Raw genomic sequence first — 25,359 nt, 5'->3', positions numbered from 1 at the left:
GGAAGGTAATGCCATGACAGGTATCACGCTCTCGAGCGCCGATCTCGACCCGCGCCGCCGCCGGATTCTTTTCCGCTGCTGGCATCGCGGTATCCGCGAGATGGACCTGGTCTTCGGCCAGTTTGCCGAGAAGGAGATCGCTGAACTGTCCGAGGTCGAACTCGACGAGTTCGAGACCATCATGGCGGAAGAGGACAATGATCTGGTGCGGTGGATCATGGGTACATGGCCGGTGCCTGCACGGTTCCAGACTCCGATGTTTGACCGCCTTGCCGCTTACAGACCGGACTTCGAATATCCGGCCCATGTCTCGTCCAGGAATGCCGAATGATCCCAGGTTTTGATGCAAAGAAGCTCGCAGCTCTCGCCGAGACGCTGACGATTGGCAATGTCCCGGCAGGACTCGAACCGCTCCTGCTCGCAGAGTTGGTGCGTGCCGGCGAACCCATCGCCTATGTACTGTCGGATGGACAGCGTATGGCCGACCTGGAGCAAATGCTGGGCTTTGTGGCGCCGGACATTCCTGTCCTCACGCTGCCGGCTTGGGACTGTCTTCCCTATGACCGCGTATCGCCGAGCGCTGACACGTCTGCCCGCCGCCTGGCGGCGCTGAGCGGCCTCATTGCTCATCAGAAGAAACCACATGCGGCGATCGTCCTCGTCACGGTCAACGCTATGCTGCAGAAGGTGGCGCCACAAGATGTTATTGAGAGCCTGGCGTTCTCTGCCCGTCCCGGCAATCAGGTGCGCATGGACGACATTTCGGGTCGGCTTGAGCGCAATGGTTTCGATCGCGTCGCGACGGTTCGCGAAGTCGGCGAGTATGCCGTGCGCGGCGGTATTCTGGATGTCTTCGTCCCAGGCTCGGAGGAGCCAGTTCGGCTCGATTTCTTCGGTGACACACTGGAGAGCATTCGAAGTTTCGACCCCGCGAGCCAGCGCACCACAGGGCAGGTAAGATCGCTCGATCTCAACCCGATGAGTGAAGTGACGCTTACGCCCGACACCATCGCCCGCTTCCGCAAGAACTACCTGTCGACATTCGGCGCCGCCACCCGCGACGACGCGCTCTACCTCGCCGTCTCCGAAGGTCGCCGCTATCCCGGCATGGAGCATTGGTTACCGCTCTTCTACGAAAAGCTGGAGACTGTCTTCGACTACCTCAAGGGGTTCCGTCTGGTGACCGATCATACGGTGCGCGAAGCCGCCGAAGAACGGTCCAAGCTGGTTCTCGACTACTACGATGCGCGTCTGAACACCGGCCAGCCGACGAAAGGCCCGATGGCGCAGGGTACGCCCTACAAGCCGGTCTCGCCCGGCCAGCTCTATCTCGAAAGCAAGACCTTCGCGAAGACACTCGAAGCCCTCAACGCCATCCGGATATCGCCCTTCAACGAGCACGAGGGCGAAACGCGGCGCGTGACCAATGTTGATGCGCGACAAGGCGAACGATGGGCACGTTCAAACGCCGAGGGCAATGCAACCGCCGAACGCGTCAATATTTTCGACACCGTCGTTAAACATATCGCCGAGAAGCGAGCCGGTGGCGCAAAGGTCCTGATCACCGCTTGGACCGAAGGGTCACTGGAGCGGCTGCTGCAGGTTTTGAACGAACATGGCCTGGAACGGGTCAAGCCCATTTCGGCGCTAAAGGATATCGACGCGCTAGAGCGAGGCGAAGCGGCGGCCGCCGTCTTCAGCCTGGAGTCCGGTTTCGAAACCGGAAATCTGGTCGTCATTGGCGAACAGGACATTCTTGGCGACCGCATGGTGCGCCGTTCAAAGCGGCGCAAGCGTGCTGCGGATTTCATCTCGGAGGTCGCGGGGCTCGATGAAGGATCGGTCGTCGTCCACGCCGAGCACGGTATCGGTCGCTTCATCGGATTGAGGACGATCGAAGCGGCAGGCGCGCCACACGCCTGCCTAGAGCTTCAGTATGCCGACGATGCCAAGCTCTTCCTGCCGGTCGAAAACATCGACTTGCTGTCGCGTTATGGCGGCGAGGGGACCGAAGCCCAGCTCGACAAGCTGGGCGGCGGCGCTTGGCAAATGCGCAAGGCGAAACTGAAGAAGCGCCTGCTCGACATGGCCGATGCGCTGATCCGAATCGCTGCGGAGCGGCTGACACGGCACGCACCTGTCCTAACGACGCCGGAAGGGTTGTACGACGAGTTCGCGGCGCGCTTCCCCTATGAAGAAACGGAAGACCAGGACACCGCCATCGAGGCCGTGCGCGGCGATCTCGGCGCCGGGCGCCCTATGGATCGCCTCGTCTGTGGCGATGTCGGGTTCGGCAAGACGGAGGTCGCGCTCCGCGCTGCCTTCGTGGCCGCAATGAACGGTATTCAGGTGGCCGTCGTCGTGCCGACGACGCTGCTTGCGCGCCAGCATTTCAAGACATTCTCCGAGCGGTTCCGCGGTTTGCCGGTCCGCGTGCAGCAGGCCTCGCGGCTCGTCGGGTCGAAGGAACTGGCGCTGACGAAGAAGGAAGTTGCCGATGGCAAGACCGATATCGTGGTAGGAACCCATGCCCTGCTTGGCGCCGGCATCAGATTCGCCAACCTCGGCCTTCTGATCATCGACGAAGAGCAACACTTCGGGGTCAAGCACAAGGAGCGATTGAAAGAACTCAAGAGCGACATTCACGTCCTCACGCTGTCCGCGACGCCGATCCCGCGCACGCTGCAGCTTGCCATGACGGGCGTTCGTGAGCTCTCGCTGATCACGACTCCGCCGGTAGACCGCATGGCCGTGCGCACCTTCATCTCGCCCTTCGATTCGCTGGTGATCCGTGAAACGCTGATGCGCGAGCACTATCGCGGTGGCCAGAGCTTCTATGTCTGCCCGCGGCTGGCCGATCTGGAGGACATTTACGCCTTCCTGCGTTCAGATGTTCCGGAACTGAAAGTAGCTATCGCCCACGGACAGATGCCCGCGGGCGAACTGGAAGACATCATGAACGCCTTCTATGAGGGCCGCTACGATGTCCTGCTGTCGACGACGATCGTCGAGTCCGGCCTCGACGTGCCAACCGCCAACACGCTGATCGTACACCGCGCCGACATGTTCGGACTTGCGCAACTCTATCAGCTTCGTGGTCGCGTGGGACGCTCGAAGGTCCGTGCCTTCGCCCTGTTCACGCTTCCGGTCAACAAGGTGCTGACTGCTACAGCCGAGCGCCGCCTGAAGGTGCTGCAGTCGCTCGACACGCTGGGTGCAGGTTTCCAACTCGCAAGCCACGATCTGGACATCCGTGGCGCGGGCAACCTGCTGGGCGAGGAACAGTCCGGTCACATCAAGGAAGTCGGCTTCGAATTGTACCAGCAGATGCTCGAAGAAGCCGTTGCCGAGGTGAAGGGAGTCGACGAGATACAAGATACGGGCTGGTCGCCGCAGATCTCGGTCGGAACCTCAGTCATGATTCCGGAAGGCTACGTGCCCGATCTGCATCTGCGCATGGGGCTCTATCGCCGCCTCGGTGAAATCACGGAACTGAAGGACATCGATGGCTTCGGCGCGGAGATGATCGACAGGTTCGGGCCGATGCCGATCGAAGTCCAGCATCTGCTGAAAATCGTCTATCTGAAGTCACTCTGCCGGATCGCCAATGTGGAGAAGCTGGACGCCGGCCCCAAGGGCGTCGTCATTCAGTTCAGACACAAGGAATTTCCGAACCCGGCCAATCTGGTTGGCTACATCGCCAAGCAGGGCGTCATGGCGAAGATCCGTCCCGACCACAGCGTGTTTTTGACGCGCGATCTGCCGACGCCGGAAAAAAGGCTGCAGGGCGCAGCCGTGATCATGACGCAAATGGCCGAAATGGCGAAAACCTAGGAGGCCGTCAGTTCATGCCAGCGCGCGCCTCGGCTTTAGCTTTGGCGATGTCGCGCAGCGCATTGACCAACACGTCGGGCGTCTGCGCACCACTGACGGCATACTGCTGGTCGAATATGAAGAACGGCACGCCGTTGACGCCCATTTTCTGCGCGGACTCGATTTCCGCAATGATGAGGTCGCGATCCGCGTTGGATGCGAGTAGCGATGCCGTCACAGATCGGTCGAGCCCCGCCTGCTCGGCAATATCGAGCAGTACCGCATGGTCGCCGACGTTGCGACCTTCCTCGAAATTCGCCTTGAAAAGTGCATTGACCACACGGTCCTGCTTTTCACGATCCTCGACCATTGCCCAGTGGACAAGGCGATGCGCGTCGAGCGTATTTGGGCCAATCTTGATCGCCTCGAAATTGAATTCTATGCCAACCTCGCGCCCGTAGTCCGCAAGCATCTTGTGTCCCTGGGCGACGCGCTCGGCGCCGCCAAGCTTCTGTTCCAGGGCCTTCTTTTGATCGACTCCCTCCACCGGATAGTCTGGGTTGAGACGGTATGGACGCCAGTTGATATCGACGCCCACCTCGTCCTGCACCTCCGCAATCGCGAGTTCCAAGCGGGCTTTTCCGAGATAGCACCATGGGCAGACGATGTCCGATACGACATCAATGATAATGCGTTCCATGGCGTTTTCCTTTCACGAGATAGAGAATTTCCAGCCATCTAGCCCCTGCGGCTGGAGACTTCAACCAGGCAGAAAAAGGGAACTACCTACTGCACGCTTTGATCCCACCACGCGGGCAGCTGATAGCCGTAAAGCGGCACCACATCCGGATGCCCGATCCTTTTACTTCGCGCGACCCATTGCTGGTCGACATGATAGAGCGGAAGCACATAGTGCCCGGATAGCAGCATGCGGTCATGGGACCGAACGGCCGCCGTAAAATCCTCTGCTGAACGCGCGGTCAGGATATGATCGATAAGCGTGTCGACATCGGGATCAGCCACGCCGGCGAAATTATCCGTACCCTCTCGGTCTCTGGCGGCAGACGACCACCGCCCCACCTGCTCGATCCCCGGTGAAAGAGATGCCGTGTAGGACTTGATGATCATGTCGTAGTCAAAGTTGCTTGTCCGGCTTTGATATTGGGAGTCGTCGACCGTTCGGATCGAAACTGAAATGCCCAGTAGCTGCAGCGAGCGCTGGTAGGCGACTGCAAGCTTCTCCTGATCGGCATTCTGGGTCATGATTTCAAATGCAAGCGGTTTGCCCTTGGCGTCGCTCATCTTGCCGTTCTGGATCGCATAGCCAGCCTCCTTGAGCAACGCTGCGGCCTGCTTCAGGACGTTTCGGTCCCTGCCTGAACCATCTGTCACCGGCAATTTATATGAGCCGTCCAGGATGGACGGGTCGATCCGATCCTTGATAGGGCCGAGCAATTTCAACTCGCGCTCATCGGCCGGAACGCCGAAGCTCGATAGATCCGAGTTCTGCCAGAAGCTCTGCGTTCTGATGTAGGCGCCGGAGAACAGGTTCTTGTTCGCCCATTCGAAATCGAAGATCAGCGAAAGCCCTTCACGCAGCTTGGGGTTGGCGAAGACGGGCCGCCTGGTGTTGAAGACGAAGCCGAACATGCCGCTCGGCAATTTGGGCTCGAAGGTATCCTTCACGACGACACCCGAAGTCACTGCTGGAAAATTGTAGGCGTTTGCCCAGTGACCCGGGCTCCCGTCCGCGTAGATGTCGACATCACCCTTCTTGAATGACTCGAACAGCGTTGTGTCCTGCAGGAAATACTGCACAGTAATCCGGTCATAATTGTCGAGGCCCACCTTGGATGGAATGTCCTTGCCCCAGTAGTTGGGATCGCGCTCAAAGCTGATGCTCTCGCCGGGTTTGACTGTCTGGACCATGTATGGCCCAGATCCAACCGGCGGCACTAGCGATGATCGGTCAAACGTTTCCGGGTCGATGGCATGCTTCGGCAGGATCGGTGTCGAGCCGGCCAGAATCAGCGGAAACTCCCGGTCAGCCTTGTCGTTGAATGTGAACTTTACGCCATGGACGCCGACTTGTTCGACTTTTTCGACGGCGTTGAGCCGGGTGCTGAACGGTACTCGGCCCTTTTCCTTCAACAGGTTGAGTGTAAAGATCACGTCGTCGGGCGTCACCGGTTGCCCGTCAGACCACTTTGCATCCGGATTGAGGTTGAACTGGATAAACCGCCGGTCGTCATCCCACTCGACCGATTGCGCCAGGAGGCCGTAGAGCGTGAACGGCTCGTCGCGGGACCTGAGCATCAACGTTTCGTAGACCAGATTTCCGTACTCGGGATCCCACATTCCGCGCGCCGTCGTACGCATGCTCTTCAAAATAAACGGGTTCAGACTGTCGAAAGTGCCCACCACTCCGTAGCTGATTTTGCCACCCTTTTTGATTTCCGGATTGGCGTAGGGAAAATGCTTGAAGTCCGACGGCAGGGCAGGTGTGCCGTGCATGGCAATTCCATGCACGGGTTCCGCCAACGCGGCGCCGCAAGACAGGGCGAGGACAAGCGGGATAACGATCCGGAGCATCGCTGAATTCCTTTCCGGAGAGCGGCACGATTCGAACAAAGACTATCATGCACCTCGCTGAATTCACCATCGGCGTGGAATTCTTTCGGACGACGCCGAAATGGCCAAAGAATTACTGGATATCTGAAGCGACGCAATGTAACAGGTGAACCCGAAAGTTCGGGGTCATGCATTTGCCTTATTGTTTTAAGAGGTGGGATGTGAACGACCCCGTTGGTGAGGACGGCACGTTGTCGTCCCTTAGGGGATATCAGGAGACGGAATTCGTTATGATGTTCAAGTCTGGAAAGAAAACGCGCGCAACCCTGTCTGTCATGGCAGTGATGCTTGGCGCCGCTGCAGCTCCGGTTTCTTCCTTCGCGCAGGAAGCCGCCGCGCCCGCCGACGGTTCGGCGCAGGCCGCAGGCGCACCGCGCCTCGGCTGGTACAAGACCTGCAGCAAGCAGGAAGACAACGACGTCTGCGTCGTTCAGAACATTGTGCTTGCCACTGGCGGGCAGCTCGTCACGGGCGTTGGCATAATCTCCGTTTCGGGAAAGATCAACAACAAGAGCCTTCAGGTTTCGGTTCCGCCGGCGCGCCTCATTCCTCCGGGCATAGGCATGCAGATCGACGGCGGCAAGCCACAGAAGATCGACTATCTGATGTGCATGCCGGATCGTTGCGTCGCGCAGATCCCACTGACGGACGCCATGGTCGCCAGCCTGAAGAAGGGCACAGACCTCGTCCTCACGTCGATCAACTTCCGCCGTGCGCCGAATCCGATCAAGCTTTCGCTTGAAGGCTTCACCGGTGCGTTCGACGGCGAAGCAGTGTCGGCTTCCAAGCTGGCCGAAAGCCAGAAGAGCCTGCAGGACAGCATGCAGAAAAAGGCTGACGAAGCTCGCAAGAAGCTCGAAGATGCCCAGAAAGCTGCCAAGGCGCAGTAATTCGAGCCATTGGAAATCGCAAAAAACCCGGCCTCAGTGCCGGGTTTTTTTGTTGGATATCGGGGCGAAGAAAACCCCGCTTTTTGAACGGGGTTTTTAAAGACAACACTAGACCTTAGTGGGCGAAGCTCATCTTGGGTTTGAACTCGCCAGTCGGTGCCATATCGAAAATCTGGTAAACCTGCTCGTTGCGGAGTGGTACACCGCTCTCGTCGTTTATGAGGTTCTGCTCGGATACGTATGCGACGTATTCATTTTCGTCATTTTCGGCGAGCAGGTGGTAAAACGGCTGGTCCTTGCTGGGGCGCACTTCGGCGGGGATGGAGTTCCACCACTCGTCGGTGTTTGCGAATTCCGGATCGACATCGAAGATGACGCCGCGAAACGGAAATACCTTGTGCCGAACCACTTCGCCGATACTGAACTTAGCTACTTTTTCTTTCATGGTGCGACTTCCTTTCATCACCTGATTTGGTGATTGCTCTCGCTCAAATCAAGATTTGTGCGAGATGCGTCACATGAGCGTCACATACACCGAAAGCCGTGGACGGCATCGTGAGGCTAGAAAGCCCCGGCATCAGACCGGGGCTTTCGTTTTCTGCTAGGACGAATAGTACATGTCATACTCTACCGGGTGAGGCGTCATGTCGTAGCGCATCACCTCGACCATCTTGAGCTCGATGAAGCTATCGATCTGGTCGTCGTCGAAGACGCCGCCAGCCGTCAGGAACTTGCGATCCTTGTCCAGACTTTCGAGCGCCTCGCGCAACGAGCCGCAGACGGTCGGAATCTTCTTCAGTTCTTTCGGCGGCAGATCGTAGAGATCCTTGTCCATGGCCTTGCCAGGGTGGATCTTGTTCTTGATGCCGTCGAGGCCGGCCATCAGCATCGCTGCGAAGGCGAGGTAAGGGTTTGCCATCGGATCCGGGAATCGGACTTCGACGCGCTTTGCCTTCGGGTTGCTGCCGAAGGGAATGCGGCACGAAGCCGAACGGTTGCGGGCCGAATAGGCGAGCAGAACCGGGGCTTCATATCCCGGGACGAGACGCTTGTAGGAGTTCGTCGACGGGTTGGTGAAGGCGTTCAGCGCCTTGGCATGCTTGATGATGCCGCCGATGAAATAGAGGCAGCTCTCGGACAGGCCCGCATACTCGTCACCGGCGAAGCTTGGCTTTCCGCCCTTCCAGATCGACATGTGGACGTGCATGCCCGAACCGTTGTCGCCGAAGATCGGCTTCGGCATGAAGGTGGCCGTCTTGCCGTATGCATTGGCGACCTGGTGCACGACGTACTTGTAGATCTGCATCTTGTCGGCGTTGCGAACGAGCGTGTCAAACTTGATGCCGAGCTCGTGCTGGGCAGCGGCAACCTCGTGGTGATGCTTTTCGACGACGACGCCCATCTCCGACAGAACCGTCAGCATCTCGGACCGCATGTCCTGGCAGCTGTCGATCGGCGGAACCGGGAAATACCCGCCCTTGACGCGTGGACGGTGACCGAGGTTACCGGTTTCGTATTCGGTGTCGTCGTTTGAAGGCAGTTCCGTCGAGTCGAGCTTGAAGCCGGTATTATACGGATCAGCCTTGTAGCGAACGTCGTCGAAGACGAAGAATTCTGCTTCAGGACCAACGAAGATCGTATCGCCGATGCCCGATGCCTTCAGGTAGGCTTCCGCCTTCTTTGCCGTGCCACGCGGATCGCGGTTGTAGGCCTCTCCCGAAACCGGATCGAGGATGTCGCAGAGAATAACCATGGTGGATTGCGCAAAAAACGGATCCATGTGGACCGTTTCCGGATCAGGCATCAGCACCATGTCGGATTCGTTGATGGCCTTCCAGCCGCCGATCGAGGAGCCGTCGAACATGACGCCATCGGCGAACATGTCTTCGTCAACGCATACGACATCCATAGTGACATGCTGCAGCTTGCCCTTGGGGTCCGTGAAACGCAGATCCACGAACTTGACGTCGTTGTCCTTGATCTGCTTGAGAATTTCGCTTGCGGTCGCCATTAAATATTTCCTTTATTTGAGATGACGATACGTTGTTTCGCCACTATGCGACAAAGCTATATGGCATCGATACCGGTTTCGCCGGTGCGAATGCGGATAACCTCTTCGACATTGGATACGAAAATCTTGCCGTCGCCGATCCGACCGGTTTGGGCGGCCTTGCGGATCGCGTCGATGACGGCTTCCGCATTCTCATCAGCGAGCACGACTTCCACCTTTACCTTCGGCAGGAAATCAACGACGTATTCTGCGCCACGATAGAGTTCCGTGTGGCCTTTCTGGCGACCGAAGCCCTTCGCTTCAGTGACAGTGATACCCTGCAGGCCAACTTCCTGAAGGGCTTCCTTCACCTCGTCGAGCTTGAAAGGCTTAATGATCGCTTCGATCTTTTTCATGAGAAAATGACTCTCCGCTTCTCTCGTTAAAGCGGGCTTGAACCCGCTTCCCGGCATGATGCAGTTATCGTGCCAGTTGGAAAGCGGATTTTTCAAAAATTCGTCGGAATGACACAAAAACACTCGGAAACCCGTCGCTTCATGGAGTGTTTTTGAAAAAAATCACCGCAAATTCGTTCTCGAAAGCGAAATCAAGCAGAAATCCAGAACATTCACAATCGCTTATTCAGCAGAGCGGTCGCTTTCTTGTGATTATTTTATCATCATATGCATATTTTTACATCATTTGCTATTGGCTTTAATCGATTGTTATTTAGGCTATTTCTGCTTCAATGTACCGATGATCGAAAACATCCGTGAACTTCTCCTTACCCCTGCGGAAATGGCAGCGGTCGATTTAGCAGCAGCCGCCTCCGGGATCGACAGCTTCGCTCTTATGGAGCGCGCAGGAGCTGCTGTTGCATCCGCAGCGCTGCGCTTCTACCCCGAGGCTGGTCGGGTGGCGGTGCTTTGCGGCCCGGGGAACAACGGGGGCGACGGCTATGTTGCCGCACGTCATCTGGTGATGACCGGCGCGACGGTCGAGGTCTTTCACTGGGGCAACCCCTCGAGACTTGCCGGTGACGCAGCCCGAGCGCGCGACACATATGCGTCTCTCACTTCGCCGCTTGACAACTACATGCCCAAGCCCGGCGATTTGATCATCGACGCATTGTTTGGGGCCGGCCTCACGCGAGACCTTCCCGCAGAGGTTCGCGACGCATTCCAGCGCGCCAAGGACGCAAACACGCCGGTGCTGGCCGTTGATCTGCCGTCGGGCCTGGACGGGCGCACAGGGGAAGTGCTGGGCGAGTGCCTCCGCGCCGACCACACCATCACCTTCATGACCCGAAAGCCAGGCCACCTGCTGATGCCGGGCAGAGAGCTTTGCGGCACTTTGGAAATTTTCGATATTGGTATTCCAGCCCGCATCGTGCGTGCCGAGACAGAGGGAGGAATTGCGGAGAACAGGCCGGAGCGATGGCGCCACCTGACGCCTTCCTCGTCGCTTGAAACGCACAAGTACAGACGCGGCCATCTGGTTGTCTTTTCGGGTGGGGCAAGCAAGACCGGCGCGGCAAGGATGTCCGCGACGGCAGGGCTGAAAGCCGGCGCTGGGCTCGTCACCATTGCATCTTCGGCTGAGGCGATGGACGCCAACGCGGCTCACCTGACGGCGATCATGCTACATCCGGTGGAGGATGAAGAAGCGCTTCGGGAGTGGCTAGAAGATCAGCGGCTGCAAACGTTCGTGCTCGGGCCCGGTTTTGGCATAGGTGCGAAGGCCCGCGCCTTCGCGGCAGTCCTTTGCGAGCGTCGTCTCGTGCTCGATGCCGACGGCATATCCTCGTTCAGCGACGAACCGGGAAAGCTATTCGACCTCTTTGAGAACGGGGAACCGCGGCTGGTGCTCACCCCGCACGAAGGTGAATTCGGCCGCCTCTTCCCCGATATCGCAGCGGATCGAACGCTTGGCAAGGTCGGCAGGGCGCAGGCTGCGGCGTCTCGTTCAAATGCTGCAATCGTCTACAAGGGCGCGGACACCGTGATCGCCGCACCGGATGGCAGAGCCTATATCAACACCAATGCCCCGCCTTGGCTTGCCACCGCCGGGTCGGGCGATGTGCTTGCCGGCATCATCGGGGCACTGATGGCGCAGGGGATGCCCACCTTCGAAGCAGCGGCGGCCGGCGTCTACCTGCATGGGGAGGCAGGGCTGCGCGCGGGCAAGGGATTGACTGCGGAGGAATTGGCCGCGCACGTCCTCCCGCTTTGACAAGGCGGGTTTACTGCGCGACCTCCTCCTGCAGGGCAATTGCGCCAAATGGCGCGTTGATCTTCCCTTCATGGATCATGAACGCGAAAACATCGCGCGGTTCGGCTTTGACCTTGCGTTCAGGGTCGATCAGCGGAAGATCATCGGGAACAGAACCTTGCGCCCAGGCCTCCAGCCGTTGCGCCCAGGCGCTCAGGTCGCCAGGTGCATAGCAGGTCCTGATCTCGTCCGAACCTTTCTGCAGCCGCGTATAGACGAAGTCCGCCGTCACATCTGCTATCATCGGATAGTCGAAATGCTCCGCACAAACGGGTGCGACGCCATACTTCTCCAGCATCGCGACAAATTCAGGTGTCTTGAAGGAATCATGCCGCACCTCGACGACATGCTTCAGCGGCAATCCATCCTGCGTATTCGGCAGCAGCTTCAGAAACGCCTCGAAATCATCTGGATCGTATTTCTTGGTCGGCGCAAACTGCCAGAGGATCGGGCCTAGACGAGATCCGAGTTCGCTCAGTCCCTGCGTCAGAAAGCGCTGCATCGATTCGCCCGCTTCCGCCAACACGCGTCGGTTCGTCACGAAACGGCTGGCCTTGAGCGAAAAGACAAAGCCGTCAGGCACATCGGCAGCCCACTTGGCAAAGGTCTCAGGTTTCTGCGAACTGTAGTAAGTGCCGTTGACCTCGATGACCTTCAGCTTCCGGCTGGCGTAGTACAGTTCGTCCTTCTGCTTTAGGTCACCGGGATAGAAATGATCCCGCCATGGTTCGAAGGTCCAGCCGCCGATGCCGACACGGATAGTGCCTGATTTTTTCATCGAGTCCTCTCCTGTAGATCGCACCGGATCTCACCCATCTTAAAAATCACTCCGCCGCTGCGACCGCTTTCCTTGCGGGGCGCCGCTCCAGAAGCTCCTTCAGGAAATGCCCCGTATAGGACCGCGTCTCGTTGACGATCGCTTCAGGCGTACCCGTTGCCACGATTTCTCCACCCCCATCGCCACCCTCGGGCCCGAAGTCGAGAACCCAGTCAGCCGTCTTGATGACCTCGAGATTATGTTCGATGACCACCACCGAATTGCCCTGTTTGACCAGTTCGTGCAGCATTTCGAGCAGCTTGGCCACGTCATGGAAGTGCAAGCCCGTCGTCGGCTCGTCGAGGATATAGAGCGTGCGGCCCGTCGAGCGCTTCGACAACTCCTTTGCGAGCTTGACGCGCTGCGCCTCGCCGCCAGAAAGCGTGTTCGCCTGCTGGCCGACCTTGATATAGCCGAGGCCGACATCCTTCAGGGATTGCAGCTTATCGCGGACGGCGGGGACGGCCGCAAAGAAATCGACGCCTTCCTCAACCGTCATATCCAGCACGTCGGCGATTGATTTCTGCTTGAAGGTGACGTCAAGGGTCTCCCTGTTGTAACGCTTGCCATGGCAAACGTCACAGGTGACGTAGACGTCGGGAAGGAAGTGCATCTCGATCTTGATGACACCGTCGCCCTGGCAAGCCTCGCATCGACCGCCCTTGACGTTGAACGAGAAGCGGCCGGGCTGATAGCCACGCGCCTTTGCCTCCGGCAGACCCGCAAACCAGTCGCGGATGGGCGTGAAGGCGCCGGTATAGGTCGCCGGGTTCGAGCGCGGGGTGCGACCGATCGGTGACTGATCGATGTCGATGACCTTGTCGATATGTTCGAAGCCGTCGATGCGGTCGTGGTCGGCCGGGATCTCACGAGCGCCCATGACGCGGCGGGCCGCGGACTTGTAGAGCGTCTCGATCAGGAAGGTGGACTTGCCGCCGCCGGAAACGCCGGTAACTGCCGTGAACACGCCCAGCGGAATGGCGGCGGTGACATTCTTCAGATTGTTGCCGCGGGCACCGACAACCTTGATTTCCTTGCCCTTCTTCAGCTTGCGGCGTGCATCCGGAACGGGGACGCCGAGTTCACCCGACAGGTATTTTCCAGTGATAGACCTGGGGTTCGCCATAATGTCCTGCGGCGTTCCATGCGCGATGACCTGACCGCCATGGACGCCAGCAGCCGGACCGATATCGACCACGTCGTCCGCCGTCATGATGGCGTCCTCGTCGTGCTCGACGACAATGACCGTGTTGCCGATATCGCGAAGGTGCTTCAGCGTTTCGAGCAGCCGGGCGTTGTCGCGCTGATGCAGGCCGATCGACGGCTCGTCCAGAACGTAGAGTACGCCCGTTAGCCCCGATCCAATCTGCGAGGCGAGACGAATGCGCTGGCTTTCACCACCGGAGAGCGAGCCGGAGTTGCGCGACAGACTGAGGTAGTCCAGGCCGACATCGTTCAGGAAGCGCAGGCGATCGCGGATCTCCTTGAGAATGCGGACGGCAATCTCGTTCTGCTTCGCGGTGAATGTTCGGGGCAGCGTTTCGAACCAGTCTCGCGCCACACGGATCGACATGTTGCTGACTTGGCCGATATGCAGCTTGTCGATCTTCACGGCGAGCGCTTCCGGCTTCAGACGGAAGCCGTTGCAGGACGGGCAGGGCGCTGCCGACATGTAGCGTTCGATCTCCTCGCGCGCCCAAGCGGAGTCTGTCTCCTTCCAGCGGCGTTCGAGGTTGGTGATGATGCCCTCGAAAGTCTTGTGTGTTGTGTAGGAACGCGCGCCGTCGGCGTAGTGGAATTCGATCTTCTCTTCCGTGCCGTTGAGGATAACGTCCCGCGCCTTTTCGGGCAGGTCGCTCCAGCGAGCACCCAGTTTGAAACCGCAATGCTTGCCGAGAGCTTCCAGCGTCTGGTTGTAGTAGGGCGAGGAGGACTTCGCCCATGGTGCAATGGCACCGTCGCGCAGCGTCCGCTCGGGCTCGGGCACGATCAGATTTGCATCGATTTTCTGCTGCGCACCAAGCCCGTCGCAGGTCGGGCATGCGCCGGCCGGATTGTTGAAGGAGAAAAGTCGGGGTTCGATTTCCGAAATGGTGAAACCGGAAACCGGGCAGGCGAATTTCTCCGAGAACAGCACGCGCTCATGCGTTTCGTTGAGCGACTTGTTCGCGGAGCCGCCTGCGGCAGTTTCCTCCAGTGGCAGCGGCTTATCGGCGAACTCGGCGATGGCAAGGCCGTCGGCAAGCTTCAGCGACGTCTCGAGGCTGTCTGCCAGACGTGCAGAGACATCCGAGCGCACGACTATGCGGTCGACGACGATGTCGATGTCGTGCTTATATTTCTTGTCGAGAACAGGCGCATCGGTGATCTCGTAGAATTGGCCGTCGATCTTGACACGCTGGAAGCCCTTCTTCATCAGCTCCGCCAGTTCCTTCTTGTACTCGCCCTTACGCCCGCGCACGAGCGGCGCGAGGATAAACAAACGGGTGCCTTCCTCGAACGCGAGGATGCGATCAACCATCTGGCTGACCGTCTGGCTCTCGATCGGCAGGCCGGTGGCAGGCGAATAGGGGACACCGACGCGCGCAAACAGAAGGCGCATGTAGTCATGGATCTCGGTCACGGTGCCGACCGTCGAGCGCGGATTGCGCGAGGTCGTCTTCTGCTCGATGGAGATTGCCGGCGACAGGCCGTCGATCTGATCGACATCCGGTTTCTGCATCATCTCGAGGAACTGGCGCGCATAGGCCGAAAGGCTTTCGACATAGCGTCGCTGGCCTTCTGCATAGATCGTATCAAACGCAAGCGAGGACTTGCCCGAGCCGGATAGGCCAGTCATGACGATGAGCTTGTTCCGTGGCAGATCGAGATCTATGCCCTTCAGATTATGCTCGCGCGCGCCACGGATGGAGATCGTCTTCAGTTCGCTCATCTTTTTCTGCTTCTGTGCTGGAACAAGCCCCTTATTTAGTGATGCCGGCTGGCGAGTCGAGGCTGATAGTCCATCTGTTGCAAGGTTTTCGATTCGATTGACAGGATCATACGGGTAAAATAGAACAAATAAAGAACAACTTCCTTGTGGATGAACCGGCGATGGACGCCCCCTGGCGGCGCTCTATAGTTTAAGGTGCACCGATTATTTCAAGCGCCGCCGGGCAGGGCGGCAGGTAGGGTGAAAAGTATGGCTGGCAGCGTGAACAAGGTAATTCTGATTGGAAACGTGGGCGCGGACCCTGAAATCCGGCGGACGCAGGATGGGCGCCCGATCGCCAACCTTCGTATTGCAACGTCTGAAACCTGGCGCGACCGCAACTCCGGCGAGCGCCGAGAGAAAACCGAGTGGCACACTGTCGTCGTGTTCAACGAAGGTCTCTGCAAGGTCGTCGAACAATATGTGAAGAAGGGTGCAAAGCTTTACATCGAAGGCGCGCTGCAAACCCGCAAGTGGCAGGACCAGCAGGGCCAGGACCGCTACTCGACGGAAGTGGTGCTGCAGGGCTTCGGCTCGACCCTGACGATGCTGGACGGTCGCGGCGAAGGTGGTGGAGCTGGCTCCGGCTTCGGCGGTGGTCGTGGCGGCAATGCTGGCGGCGACGATTTTGGAGGCGGCGGCGGTGGATATGGCGACGATTACGGCGCTCCGTCGAAGTCGTCGGGTCGCGGTGGCTCCGGTAGCGGAGCGGGCGCGGGCTCCGGTAGCGGCGGCAACTTCTCGCGCGATCTGGATGACGACATTCCGTTTTGATCCGGGCACAAGTTGGAGAAAAGCGGCGCGCCTCGTGGTGCGCCGTTTTTCGTTCTGGCCTAGGCGGGCGGAACGAGGTTCATTGCCGACTTGATGCCGTCAACGACGAACTGGGTGGCCAACGCCGCCAGGATGACGCCGAGCAGCCGCGTCAGGATCGCACGGCCAGTGACACCGAGGAAGCGGTCCAGACGGTCTGCTATGAGCAGGGCCAGAAACAGCAACAGCAGGCTGGCAGCTATGACGATGATCAACTGCGCGCGCTCGAAGGATGTCTGCATCGATCCGGCAATCAGGATCGTCGCCGAGATCGCGCCCGGACCCGAGATCAGCGGAATGGCAAGCGGGAACACGGCGATATTGTGGATATGATCGACGGTGATCGCCGCCGTGCTTGTCTTTTCCTTACGATCGTGCCGCTTCTCAAACACCATTTCAAAGGCGATCCAGAAGAGCAGCAAGCCGCCGGCGATGCGGAAGGCGCCTATCGATATCCCGAGCACGCCGAGCACGCTGGCGCCGAACAGAGCGAAGACCGCAAGGATGATGAAGGCGATGATCGTACCGCGCAGCGCCACTTGCTTGCGTTGGCCGCGGCTCATCCCGACCGTCAGCCCGAGAAAGATCGGCGCCAGGCCCGGCGGATCGATCGTGACGAGCAGCGTGGTGAAGGCGTTGATCAGTTGGTCGGCGCTTGCCATCGTGTCTCCATGAGCCCATATACAGGCTTGATTTTGTGCGATTGTGGTGTGGAGAAATCAATTTGGCAAATAGCGCTGCTCGGATATCGCGAAAGCCGACCCAGAAGCCTGGATTTGCCTATTTTTGACCGCAAAAGCCTGTTCAAAACTCCGTGCAAAATTGGCGTAGGAACAGCCTTTCCGCTATAAATCTTCAAGTGATTCTAGAAGAGATCGTGATCCGTTTTGACTGAGCAAACACCCCCCGGCGGCGGGAAGCTCCCGCCAGGCATCGAGCCCATCTCCATCATGGAGGAAATGCAGCGGTCGTACCTCGATTACGCGATGAGCGTCATCGTCAGCCGCGCACTTCCCGATGTGCGTGACGGCCTCAAGCCCGTGCACCGGCGCATCCTTTACGGTATGTCCGAACTCGGCATCGACTGGAACAAGAAATACGTCAAATGCGCCCGCGTCACCGGGGACGTGATGGGTAAATTCCATCCGCACGGCAACTCGGCGATCTATGACGCGCTCGCCCGCATGGCGCAGGACTGGTCTCTTCGTCTTCCGCTCATCGACGGTCAGGGCAATTTCGGCTCCGTCGATGGCGATCCGCCAGCGGCCGAACGTTACACCGAATGCCGCCTGGAAAAGGCAGCGCATTCGCTGCTTGACGACCTCGACAAGGAGACGGTCGACTTCCGCGACAACTATGACGGGACGCTTTCCGAGCCCGTTGTGGTTCCCGCTAAATTCCCGAACCTGCTGGTGAACGGGGCAGGCGGCATTGCAGTCGGCATGGCGACGAACATTCCGCCGCACAATCTCTCGGAGGTCATCGATGGCTGTATCGCTCTGATCGACAATCCGGCGATCGAGTTGCCTGATATCATGCAGATCATCCCTGGCCCGGACTTTCCGACCGGCGCCAAGATCCTCGGTCGTGCCGGCATCCGCTCAGCTTACGAGACGGGTCGCGGCTCGGTCATAATGCGCGGCGTTGCTGCCATTGAGCCGATGCGCGGTGACCGCGAACAGATCATCATTACGGAAATCCCGTTTCAGGTGAACAAGTCGACGATGATCGAGAAGATGGCCGAACTTGTGCGCGACAAGCGCATCGAGGGCATCTCCGACCTGCGCGACGAATCCGACCGCCAGGGCTACCGCGTTGTCGTCGAGCTGAAGCGCGATGCAAATGCTGACGTCATTCTGAACCAGCTCTACCGCTACACGCCGCTGCAGACCTCGTTCGGCTGCAACATGGTGGCGCTGAACGGCGGCAAGCCGGAGCAGCTGACGCTGCTCGATATGCTGCGCGCCTTCGTCTCCTTCCGCGAAGAGGTCGTTAGTCGGCGAACGAAATTTCTGCTTCGAAAGGCGCGTGACCGCGCTCACGTCTTGGTCGGCCTCGCGATCGCGGTCGCGAATATCGACGAGATCATCCGCACCATCCGCCAGGCACCGGATCCACAGACCGCACGTGAACAGTTGATGACGCGCCGCTGGCCGGCCTCCGACGTCGAGAGCCTGATCCGGCTCATCGATGATCCGCGTCATCGCATCAACGAGGACCTGACCTACAACCTCTCGGAAGAGCAGGCTCGCGCCATCCTCGAACTGCGTCTCGCTCGTTTGACGGCGCTCGGCCGCGACGAAATCGGCGATGAACTCAACAAGATCGGCGAAGAGATCAAGGATTACCTCGATATTCTGTCATCGCGCGTCCGCATCCAGACGATCGTGAAGGACGAACTGACAGCTGTTCGCGACGAATTCGGCACGCCGCGCCGCACCGAGATCATGGACGGCGGCCTCGAGATGGACGATGAAGACCTCATCGCCCGCGAAGATATGGTCGTTACGGTCTCGCATCTCGGCTACATCAAGCGCGTACCGCTGACCACTTACCGCGCGCAGCGCCGCGGCGGCAAGGGCCGCTCCGGCATGACGACGCGAGACGAGGATTTCGTTAGCCAGCTATTCGTACTGAACACCCATACGCCAGTTCTCTTCTTTTCCTCGCGCGGTATCGTCTACAAGGAGAAGGTCTATCGCCTCCCGATCGGCACTCCGACCTCTCGCGGCAAGGCATTGATCAATATGCTGCCCCTCGAACCAGGGGAGCGCATCACCACGATCCTGCCGCTGCCTGAAGACGAAGACAGCTGGGATAACCTCGATGTGATGTTCTCGACAACGCGCGGCACTGTCCGCCGCAACAAGCTATCCGACTTCGTACAGGTTAACCGCAACGGCAAGATCGCCATGAAGCTTGAGGAAGAGGGTGACGAAATCCTCTCCGTCGAGACCTGTACTGACCAGGATGACGTGCTGCTGACGACGGCGCTCGGCCAGTGCATCCGGTTCTCTGTCGATGACGTCCGAGTGTTTGCGGGCCGCAATTCGATCGGCGTGCGCGGCATCAATCTGGGCGAAGGCGACCGCATTATCTCGATGACGATCGTTGGCCATGTCAATGCAGAACCGTGGGAGCGCGCCGCCTACCTGAAGCGCTCGGCGATCGAACGCCGCGCAACGGGTGTGGATGAAGATGATATCGCGCTGGTGGGCGAGGAAGTCACCGAAGAGGGACAGCTTCTCGATGAGCGCTATGAAGAACTGAAGGCGCGCGAACAGTTCGTGCTAACCGTCTCCGAAAAGGGATTTGGCAAGCGATCTTCCTCCTACGATTTCCGAATTTCGGGTCGTGGCGGCAAGGGCATCCGTGCCACCGACACCTCGAAAACAGGCGAAATCGGCGAACTCGTCGCGGCTTTCCCCGTGGACGACGGCGACCAAATCATGCTGGTGTCCGATCGCGGTCAGTTAATCAGGGTACCGGTGGGCGGTATCCGTATCGCCAGCCGCGCGACGAAGGGCGTGACGATTTTCTCGACGTCCAAGGATGAAAAGGTGGTTTCGGTCGAGCGCATCAGCGAACCAGATGAAGAAATCGAGGACGTTGTCGAGACAGTTGACGGCCTTCCGGTGACCAACGGCGACGCTTCAGCCGAGCCAGAAGCGTAGACGCAGAAAATGGCAATGCAGCAAACGGGCGGTTATTCCGCCCGTTTTGTTGCGCGACGCGGGATTGGTTTTGACCACTGATTGGGCACCGTCTCGGCTGATGATCGGTTGGAAGATCCGCTTGCAAACCCACAAAAAAGCCGGAGGCGTAACATCCGGCTTGAGGTAGTACTGAAACGTGTTTGCTCTCGTTCAGAAAACGCTGCGTTTGTGTTCGAATTTCTTCATGTCTTCGCTTTCGCGACGCAAAGCGCTGATGGTGGACGCCACGGACACGATAAACATCACGCTGATCAGAGCGGTAAGAAGAGTCAAGATCGTGAACATCGGCAATCCTCCGTGGTTTTGCGGTCACATTCCTCAGTATTGGCTGCTTACGGCGACACGGGCCGACGCATAGGGGCCATAAACTTTGGACGTATCAATTTTCTGATCGTAGAGCGCGATAGTCGCTGCAAGCATACCGGTCATCATTACCATCCAGACTGCGTTGATCATGGTAATCTTATTTGGCATTTTATCTTCCTTGTGCGGCGTATCGCGTTACGCTTCGGTTGGATGAACGCATCCCTCGGGAAATGGTTCCCTCGGATATTGAGCGGTCGTTTAGCAAGCCCGGTCTGAAGAGACTTTGAATGTCCCGTTCATCTGGCGTTCAGAAACTCTAATCGGTTTAAATTTCACACCGCCGGCAAGCGCTATTAGGGCACGATGTTGCTGTAGTGCGGGCCGCACCCAACGTTGCCGACCGTCCTGAAAATGGCCATAGAGAAATTCTGCGACCAGCGAGAGCGCTACGGCTAGAACAACAAGAACGATGAGCATGGTTGCTTCCGGGGAATGCCGATGCGGGATGACATCAGCTGCGTTGACGATTTCCTTTGTAAGGATCACTGGTGAAGCGGCCTTGAATGGCGCATTCATCCACCGTTCAGCCGTGGGCAAATGACTTGCGGCAAGCCATCATCCGTGACAAAAGGCGTCGAACCAAATGGCCGGGCACATGACGACAGCTTTTTATCCAGGATCCTTCGACCCGATCACGAACGGACACGTGGATGTTCTCATCCAGGCGCTGAATGTCGCTTCGAGGGTGATCGTGGCGATCGGCATCCACCCTGGAAAGACAGCGCTTTTTTCTTTCGACGAGAAGGCCGATCTGATCCGCAGATCGCTTGCGGAAGCGCTGCCGGAAAAGGCCAACGATATTTCTGTCGTCGCCTTCGACAATCTGGTGGTCGATGCAGCACGCTCCCATGGCGCAACGTTGCTTATCCGAGGTTTGCGCGATGGCACCGATCTCGACTACGAGATGCAGATGGCGGGCATGAACCGGCAGATGGCATCTGATATCCAGACCATCTTTTTACCCGCCGGCACGGCCTCGCGGCCCATAACCGCCACATTGGTCCGCCAAATCGCGGCTATGGGAGGCGACGTCAGTGCATTTGTGCCGACAGCCGTCTTGAAAGCCCTTCAATCCAAGCGCAAATCCTAGGCGCCTTTCGCCGCAATGGAGCTCACATGAAACTCTTTTATCTCGCATTTGCAGGCGTGCTCTATCTCGCCTCGTTTGCCGGCGACGCTTTTGCACAGCCGGCTGACCACATGCTAACGATCCAGTTGAAGAGCGGACCGGTTGTGATCCAGCTGGAGCCGGACGTCGCACCGAAGCACGTTGCGCAGATCGAAGCACTTGCGAAGAAGGGTGCGTATGACAACGTGGCCTTCCATCGCGTTATTGAAGGCTTCATGGCACAGACGGGCGACGTGCAGTACGGCAACATGGAGAAGAATTTCAACGCGAGCCGTGCCGGCACGGGCGGTTCCGATATGCCGGACATTCCCGCCGAATTCTCCAAGACCCCTTTTGTACGCGGCACGGTCGGCATGGCCCGCTCGCAGGATCCGAACTCGGCCAATTCGCAGTTCTTCATCATGTTTGCTGACGGTGACTTCCTGAACGGTCAGTACACTGTCGTCGGCAAGGTCGTATCCGGGATGGAGAACGTCGACAAGATCAAGCGCGGCGAAGGTCAGAACGGTGAAGTCACCGACCCCGACCGGATGATTAAAGTCACCGTCGGCAATAAGTAAGTTTCAAGAAGTAGGAGAAAAAAATGGCAGAGATCAAGGATCCGGAAAACACCATCATCCTGGAAACGACCAAGGGCAAGGTCGTTATCCAGCTTCTGCCGGAAGTCGCGCCGGAACACGTCGCCCGTATCAAGGAACTCGCCCGCGAGAAGGCCTACGACGGCGTCGTCTTCCACCGCGTCATCAACGACTTCATGGCCCAGACGGGTGACGTGAAGTTCGGCAAGAAGGGCGGCGAAAGCTTCAACCCGGGTCGCGCCGGCATGGGCGGCTCTGAAAAGCCAGACCTGAAGGCCGAATTCTCGGCAATCAGCCACGTTCGTGGTACTTGCTCGATGGCCCGTTCGCAGAGCCCGAATTCTGCCAATTCGCAGTTCTTCATCTGCTTCACGGATTCCCCCTGGCTGAACAAGCAGTATTCCGTATGGGGCCAGGTCATCGAAGGCATGGACAACATCGACAACATCAAGAAGGGCGAACCGGTTGCCGATCCGGATTCGATCGTCTCGATGCGGGTTGCCGCTGACGTCTGATTGTGATTTCCGCTGGAACCCGCCCTTGCGCGAAAGCGCGGGGCGGGTTTCGCGTTGACTGGGACTGGCTCCATGCGCGTAGACCTTTTCGACTTCGACCTACCGGATGAACGGATCGCGCTGCGGCCAGCCGAGCCGCGCGACAGCGCGCGCCTGCTCGTCGTCGCCCCTTCAGCTGACGCGATGTTGTCTGATCATATCGTCGGTGAGCTACCGTCGTTTCTGAGGGCAGGGGATGCGCTTGTTTTCAATGACACCAAGGTCATCCCCGCGCAACTCGAAGGCGTTCGCGAACGCGATGGCGCCGGCATCCAGCAGGTTTCGGCGACTCTGCACATGCGGGTCGGCGCAAACCGGTGGAAGGCCTTCGCCAAACCCGGCAAGCGCATCAAGATCGGCGATCGCATCTCCTTTGGCCACGGCGGCAGCAGCTGCCTGCTTGGAAAGCTCGAATGCACGGTCGAAGAAAAGGCCGAGGGCGGCGAGGTGACACTCTCCTTCGATCTATCGGGACCCGCGTTGGACGAAGCGATCCATTCCGTCGGACACATACCGTTGCCGCCCTACATCGCCGCAAAACGTGCGGAAGACGAACGCGACCGTTCCGATTACCAGACCATTTACGCCCGGGAGGAGGGCGCTGTCGCAGCTCCCACCGCAGGGTTGCATTTCACTCCGACACTCTTCGATGCTTTGGACAAAGCTGGGATTGAACGGCATTTCGTGACGCTACATGTCGGCGCCGGCACCTTCCTGCCCGTGAAGGCCGATGATACCGACAATCACAAGATGCATCTCGAAAGCGGCTATGTCAGCGGCGAAACCGCCGCCAAGCTCAACGCCGTCAAGGCGAGGGGCGGACGGATCATCTGTGTCGGCACGACATCCCTCAGACTGATCGAAAGCGCCGCCCAAGATAGCGGCGAAATCCGTGGTTGGGCAGGCGCCACCGGTATCTTCATCACGCCAGGCTATCGCTTCAAGGCCGTCGACATGCTGATGACGAATTTCCACCTGCCGCGATCGACGCTTTTCATGCTGGTTTCGGCCTTTGCCGGCTTCGAGACCATGCATACAGCTTACAAGCATGCCATTTCCACGGGCTACCGCTTCTATTCCTATGGCGATGCGAGCCTTCTTTTCCGGAAAGACTAGATGACCGAGAACTTCCAGTTCACTCTTCAGAAGACCGACGCCGGAGCCCGCCTTGGCGAGGTTTCCATGCCGCGGGGCACGATCCGCACACCCGCTTTCATGCCGGTCGGCACGGTCGGCACGGTGAAGGCGATGTATCTCGATCAGGTGCGCGATACCGGCGCGGACATCATCCTCGGCAACACCTACCACCTGATGCTGCGTCCGACGGCAGAACGCGTCGCACGGCTCGGCGGACTTCACAATCTCATCCGCTGGCAACACCCGATCCTGACGGATTCGGGCGGTTTTCAGGTCATGTCTCTCTCCGGTCTGCGCAAACTCGACGAGCAGGGCGTGACATTCAAATCGCATGTCGACGGTAGCCTTCATCACATGTCGCCGGAGCGCTCTATCGAGATCCAGGGCCTTCTCGGTTCCGACATCCAGATGCAGCTCGATGAATGCGTGGCGCTTCCGGCCGAGCCGCGCGAAATCGAGCGGGCCATGGAAATGTCGCTGCGTTGGGCCGAGCGCTGCAAAGTGGCCTTCGGCAATCAACAGGGCAAGGCGATGTTCGGAATAGTGCAGGGTGGTGACGTGCCGTCGCTGCGTATCCGTTCCGCAGAAGCGCTAACTGAGCTGGACCTCAAGGGTTATGCCGTCGGCGGCCTGGCTGTGGGCGAGCCGCAGGATGTGATGCTGAAGATGCTCGAGGAGACGCTTCCGGTTCTGCCGACCGAAAAGCCCCGCTACCTCATGGGGGTCGGGACACCGGACGATATCCTGAAATCCGTCGCTCGCGGCATCGACATGTTCGACTGTGTGATGCCGACCCGCTCAGGTCGTCATGGGCTGGCTTTCACGCGCCGCGGCAGGGTCAATATCCGCAACGCGCGCCACGCCGAGGACATGCGGCCGCTGGACGAGCAGTCGAGCTGCCCCGCGTCGCGGGACTATTCGCGTGCCTATCTGCACCATCTCGTTCGCTCCAACGAGGCGCTTGGGGGAATGCTGCTCTCCTGGAACAATCTCTCCTATTATCAGGACCTTATGCAGGGCATCCGCAAGGCGATCGCCGAAGGCAGGTTTTCCGACTTCATGGCGGAGACACAAGAAGAATGGGTGCGGGGTGATATTGAGCCGGTGAAATAGAGTGGGACCGCTCTTGCCAATTGGATAGAGGCCTGAGGCTCTTCTGATCGTGCCTCCTTTAGATATCAGTGGCCACGAGGCTTTCAGATGCCTTTGCTGTCGGCATTCGGCACGATCTGAACACCATTGATCTTATAGCCGCCGTCAGGCTGACGCATCAGCTGGTAGATCGCCGTCCAATCCTTACCGTCACGACCGCTGATCAGCACCTCATGGTAGATCATTGCGCCGTTGTCGATAGACCGGCTGCGGCCGAAGGCGTAGTTGCCGGGATGATAGACCGGTTCGTAGCTTCTCTTCACCATCGCGAAGAAGACGTTCTTGTCAGGATAGAGCGCCTTGATGCCCGGTGCCGCAAAGGCATATGCCGCGTCAGCGTCATCGCGCAGGAAGGCATTGATTTGCTTCTCGATCATCGAGCGTGTCGCATCGACTGGATCTTCGGCACGAACGGTGGGAAGACAAACAAGCGACGCGGCAGACAGGATAACAACGGCGAAAAAGGCGCGCATGGCAACAGCTCCGGCTATCCCGGTAATTGTAGCGCGCTTTGCCCGGAAGGAAACGAGT

At 58.7% G+C, this 25,359-nt stretch carries 23 protein-coding genes; 11 read left to right on the top strand and 12 right to left on the bottom strand.

The window, feature by feature from the left end; genetic code table 11:
* Nucleotides 1-13 precede the first annotated feature (13 nt).
* Entirely contained in the window at nucleotides 14-331 is a 318-nt protein-coding gene (locus ASC90_RS10405; protein ID WP_056539287.1) for a succinate dehydrogenase assembly factor 2, read from the top strand.
* Nucleotides 328-3,834: a transcription-repair coupling factor gene (gene mfd / locus ASC90_RS10400; RefSeq protein ID WP_056539284.1), complete on the top strand. Its 3,507-nt coding sequence runs from the start codon at nucleotides 328-330 to the stop codon at nucleotides 3,832-3,834. The genes ASC90_RS10405 and mfd overlap by 4 nt, the downstream gene beginning before the upstream one ends.
* A 7-nt stretch (nucleotides 3,835-3,841) precedes the next feature.
* Here mfd and ASC90_RS10395 read toward each other — a convergent pair whose 3' ends face one another.
* Nucleotides 3,842-4,513 carry a DsbA family oxidoreductase gene (locus ASC90_RS10395; protein ID WP_056539281.1) on the bottom strand — a complete coding sequence of 224 codons (672 nt, stop codon included), beginning with the start codon at nucleotides 4,511-4,513 and terminating at the stop codon, nucleotides 3,842-3,844.
* A gap of 86 nt (nucleotides 4,514-4,599) precedes the next feature.
* Complete coding sequence (locus ASC90_RS10390) at nucleotides 4,600-6,405, bottom strand: extracellular solute-binding protein (protein ID WP_056539278.1); 1,806 nt, start codon at nucleotides 6,403-6,405, stop codon at nucleotides 4,600-4,602.
* Between the two features lie 269 nt (nucleotides 6,406-6,674).
* Between ASC90_RS10390 and ASC90_RS10385 the strand changes: the two genes are divergently transcribed.
* Entirely contained in the window at nucleotides 6,675-7,334 is a 660-nt protein-coding gene (locus ASC90_RS10385; RefSeq protein WP_056539275.1) for an invasion associated locus B family protein, read from the top strand.
* A 115-nt stretch (nucleotides 7,335-7,449) separates the two neighbouring features.
* Here ASC90_RS10385 and hspQ read toward each other — a convergent pair whose 3' ends face one another.
* From hspQ to ASC90_RS10370, 3 genes are all read right to left on the bottom strand, one after another.
* On the bottom strand, nucleotides 7,450-7,779 hold the full coding sequence (hspQ, locus tag ASC90_RS10380; protein WP_056539272.1) for a heat shock protein HspQ: 330 nt from the start codon (nucleotides 7,777-7,779) through the stop codon (nucleotides 7,450-7,452).
* A 156-nt stretch (nucleotides 7,780-7,935) separates the two neighbouring features.
* Nucleotides 7,936-9,345, bottom strand: coding sequence for a type I glutamate--ammonia ligase (gene glnA / locus ASC90_RS10375; protein ID WP_056539270.1), 1,410 nt, complete (start codon nucleotides 9,343-9,345; stop codon nucleotides 7,936-7,938).
* 56 nt (nucleotides 9,346-9,401) lie between these two features.
* On the bottom strand, nucleotides 9,402-9,740 hold the full coding sequence (locus ASC90_RS10370) for a P-II family nitrogen regulator (protein WP_003539626.1): 339 nt from the start codon (nucleotides 9,738-9,740) through the stop codon (nucleotides 9,402-9,404).
* A 340-nt stretch (nucleotides 9,741-10,080) separates the two neighbouring features.
* Between ASC90_RS10370 and ASC90_RS10365 the strand changes: the two genes are divergently transcribed.
* A complete protein-coding gene (locus ASC90_RS10365) occupies nucleotides 10,081-11,556 on the top strand; it encodes a bifunctional ADP-dependent NAD(P)H-hydrate dehydratase/NAD(P)H-hydrate epimerase (RefSeq protein ID WP_056539267.1) in 1,476 nt (491 codons plus the stop codon).
* A gap of 10 nt (nucleotides 11,557-11,566) precedes the next feature.
* Here the strand turns inward: ASC90_RS10365 and ASC90_RS10360 are convergent, their stop codons facing one another.
* Together ASC90_RS10360 and uvrA are read right to left on the bottom strand one after the other, a co-directional pair.
* The gene (locus tag ASC90_RS10360) at nucleotides 11,567-12,373 is read right to left on the bottom strand and encodes a DUF72 domain-containing protein (RefSeq protein ID WP_056539264.1); all 807 of its coding nucleotides are present in this window, start codon (nucleotides 12,371-12,373) and stop codon (nucleotides 11,567-11,569) included.
* A 46-nt stretch (nucleotides 12,374-12,419) separates the two neighbouring features.
* On the bottom strand, nucleotides 12,420-15,344 hold the full coding sequence (gene uvrA / locus ASC90_RS10355; protein WP_056539261.1) for an excinuclease ABC subunit UvrA: 2,925 nt from the start codon (nucleotides 15,342-15,344) through the stop codon (nucleotides 12,420-12,422).
* A 249-nt stretch (nucleotides 15,345-15,593) separates the two neighbouring features.
* On the opposite strand from uvrA, the gene ASC90_RS10350 reads away from it, so the two are divergent.
* Nucleotides 15,594-16,157 (top strand): single-stranded DNA-binding protein, encoded by a 564-nt coding sequence (locus ASC90_RS10350; RefSeq protein WP_056539257.1) that lies wholly within the window; start codon nucleotides 15,594-15,596, stop codon nucleotides 16,155-16,157.
* A 59-nt stretch (nucleotides 16,158-16,216) separates the two neighbouring features.
* On the opposite strand, the gene ASC90_RS10345 is transcribed toward ASC90_RS10350, so the two are convergent.
* Entirely contained in the window at nucleotides 16,217-16,858 is a 642-nt protein-coding gene (locus ASC90_RS10345) for a MarC family protein (RefSeq protein WP_056539254.1), read from the bottom strand.
* A 225-nt stretch (nucleotides 16,859-17,083) separates the two neighbouring features.
* Between ASC90_RS10345 and gyrA the strand changes: the two genes are divergently transcribed.
* Nucleotides 17,084-19,870, top strand: coding sequence for a DNA gyrase subunit A (gene gyrA, locus ASC90_RS10340; protein ID WP_056539251.1), 2,787 nt, complete (start codon nucleotides 17,084-17,086; stop codon nucleotides 19,868-19,870).
* A gap of 192 nt (nucleotides 19,871-20,062) precedes the next feature.
* Here gyrA and ASC90_RS30255 read toward each other — a convergent pair whose 3' ends face one another.
* From ASC90_RS30255 to ASC90_RS10335, 3 genes are all read right to left on the bottom strand, one after another.
* Nucleotides 20,063-20,197: a hypothetical protein gene (locus ASC90_RS30255; protein WP_280138318.1), complete on the bottom strand. Its 135-nt coding sequence runs from the start codon at nucleotides 20,195-20,197 to the stop codon at nucleotides 20,063-20,065.
* A gap of 33 nt (nucleotides 20,198-20,230) precedes the next feature.
* The gene (locus ASC90_RS29305) at nucleotides 20,231-20,386 is read right to left on the bottom strand and encodes a hypothetical protein (RefSeq protein WP_200950873.1); all 156 of its coding nucleotides are present in this window, start codon (nucleotides 20,384-20,386) and stop codon (nucleotides 20,231-20,233) included.
* A 90-nt stretch (nucleotides 20,387-20,476) separates the two neighbouring features.
* Nucleotides 20,477-20,794, bottom strand: coding sequence for a hypothetical protein (locus ASC90_RS10335; RefSeq protein ID WP_082519868.1), 318 nt, complete (start codon nucleotides 20,792-20,794; stop codon nucleotides 20,477-20,479).
* A 79-nt stretch (nucleotides 20,795-20,873) separates the two neighbouring features.
* Between ASC90_RS10335 and coaD the strand changes: the two genes are divergently transcribed.
* The 5 genes from coaD (at nucleotide 20,874) to tgt (ending at nucleotide 24,789) form a co-directional block, all read left to right on the top strand.
* A complete protein-coding gene (gene coaD, locus ASC90_RS10330) occupies nucleotides 20,874-21,368 on the top strand; it encodes a pantetheine-phosphate adenylyltransferase (RefSeq protein WP_056540206.1) in 495 nt (164 codons plus the stop codon).
* A 26-nt stretch (nucleotides 21,369-21,394) separates the two neighbouring features.
* Nucleotides 21,395-21,967, top strand: a complete 573-nt coding sequence (locus ASC90_RS10325; protein ID WP_056539247.1) for a peptidylprolyl isomerase — start codon at nucleotides 21,395-21,397, stop codon at nucleotides 21,965-21,967.
* A gap of 23 nt (nucleotides 21,968-21,990) precedes the next feature.
* Nucleotides 21,991-22,500 (top strand): peptidylprolyl isomerase, encoded by a 510-nt coding sequence (locus ASC90_RS10320; RefSeq protein ID WP_056539244.1) that lies wholly within the window; start codon nucleotides 21,991-21,993, stop codon nucleotides 22,498-22,500.
* A gap of 72 nt (nucleotides 22,501-22,572) precedes the next feature.
* Nucleotides 22,573-23,655 (top strand): tRNA preQ1(34) S-adenosylmethionine ribosyltransferase-isomerase QueA, encoded by a 1,083-nt coding sequence (gene queA, locus ASC90_RS10315; RefSeq protein ID WP_056539242.1) that lies wholly within the window; start codon nucleotides 22,573-22,575, stop codon nucleotides 23,653-23,655.
* Nucleotides 23,656-24,789, top strand: coding sequence for a tRNA guanosine(34) transglycosylase Tgt (tgt, locus tag ASC90_RS10310; protein WP_056539239.1), 1,134 nt, complete (start codon nucleotides 23,656-23,658; stop codon nucleotides 24,787-24,789).
* Nucleotides 24,790-24,872: 83 nt separating this feature from the next.
* Here the strand turns inward: tgt and ASC90_RS10305 are convergent, their stop codons facing one another.
* Nucleotides 24,873-25,301, bottom strand: a complete 429-nt coding sequence (locus ASC90_RS10305; RefSeq protein ID WP_056539236.1) for a DUF4864 domain-containing protein — start codon at nucleotides 25,299-25,301, stop codon at nucleotides 24,873-24,875.
* Nucleotides 25,302-25,359 lie beyond the last annotated feature (58 nt).

It is taken from the genome of Rhizobium sp. Root1220 (genome assembly GCF_001426265.1).
In the GTDB taxonomy this organism is placed as follows: Bacteria; Pseudomonadota; Alphaproteobacteria; order Rhizobiales; family Rhizobiaceae; genus Rhizobium.
The sequence above is the reverse complement of the archived record's forward strand: the minus strand, read 5'-3'. Positions and strand labels throughout refer to the sequence as shown.